Source organism: Rahnella bruchi (genome assembly GCF_003614975.1).
Classification (GTDB): Bacteria; Pseudomonadota; Gammaproteobacteria; order Enterobacterales; family Enterobacteriaceae; genus Rahnella; species Rahnella bruchi.
In genome coordinates, this window is the sequence record NZ_QZWI01000051.1 from 1 (window position 1) to 1,245 (window position 1,245).

The 1,245-nt window shown below is 54.5% G+C and carries 1 protein-coding gene; it reads left to right on the forward strand.

The features are described from left to right. Nucleotides 1–64 precede the first annotated feature (64 nt). Nucleotides 65–1,215, forward strand: a protein-coding gene (locus D5398_RS25295; protein ID WP_120510031.1) for an IS3 family transposase whose coding sequence is annotated in 2 segments (ribosomal slippage) — nucleotides 65–323 and nucleotides 323–1,215 — 1,152 coding nt in all. Because the reading frame shifts where the segments join, the coding sequence is not laid out codon by codon here. Nucleotides 1,216–1,245: the final 30 nt, after the last annotated feature.

Consider the following 1,245-nt stretch of genomic DNA (forward strand, 5'->3'; position numbering starts at 1 on the left):
TGATCCTACCCGCGAATAGTGGACACGCGACTAAGTGAGTAAACTCTCAAGTAAGAGGTAACTCATGACAAAATCAGCATCAACCAGCAAAAAGCCCCGCAAGCAACATACGCCTGAATTCCGCAACGAAGCCCTGAAGCTTGCTGAGCGTATCGGTGTTGCTGCCGCTGCCCGCGAACTCAGCCTGTATGAATCTCAGCTCTACGCGTGGCGCAGTAAGCAACAACAGCAACTGACATCGTCTGAACGTGAAAGCGAACTGGCTACTGAAAATGCCCGCCTTAAGCGACTACTGGCTGAGAGGGATGAGGAACTGGCCATTCTCCAAAAGGCCGCGACATACTTCGCCAAGCGCCTGAAATGAAGTATGTCTTTATCGAAAATCATCGGGCTGAGTTCAGCGTCAAAAACCTGTGCCGGGTACTGCAGGTCGCCCGCAGCGGCTGGTATGCCTGGCGTCTGCGTCGTCAGCAGATAGCACCACGTCAGCAGTTCCGGCTCGTCTGTGATACTGCTGTCCGTAAGGCATTCACTGAGGCAAAACAGCGTTATGGTGCGCCTCGTCTCGCTGGCGAACTGCCTGAGTACAACGTCAACACCATTGCCGCCAGCCTGCGACGTCAGGGAGTTCGTGCAAAGGCTGCCCGGAAGTTCAGCCCGGTCAGCTACAGAGAACATGGCCTGCCGGTGTCTGAAAATCTGCTGAAACAGGATTTTTACGCGAGTGGTCCGAATCAGAAGTGGGCAGGAGACATCACGTATCTTCGCACCGATGAGGGCTGGCTGTACCTCGCGGTGGTGATTGACCTATGGTCGCGGGCTGTCATCGGTTGGTCGATGTCGTCGCGGATGACAGCGCAGCTGGCCTGCGATGCGCTGCAGATGGCACTCTGGCGACGTAAGCGACCGGGAAATGTCATTGTCCATACAGATCGCGGCGGGCAATACTGTTCGGTGGACTATCAGGCGCTGCTGGAGCGGCATAATCTGCACGGTAGCATGAGTGCCAAAGGATGTTGTTACGACAATGCCTGCGAGGAAAGCTTCTTCCATTCGCTGAAAGTGGAATGTATCCACGGGGAACGCTTTATCAGCAGGGAAATAATGCGGACGACGGTGTTTAATTATATCGAGTGTGATTACAATCGGTGGCGTCGTCACAGTGCCTGTGGTGGCCTCAGCCCGCAACAGTTTGAAAACCAGAACCTCGCTTAGGGCCGTGTCCACATTATGTGGGTAGGATCA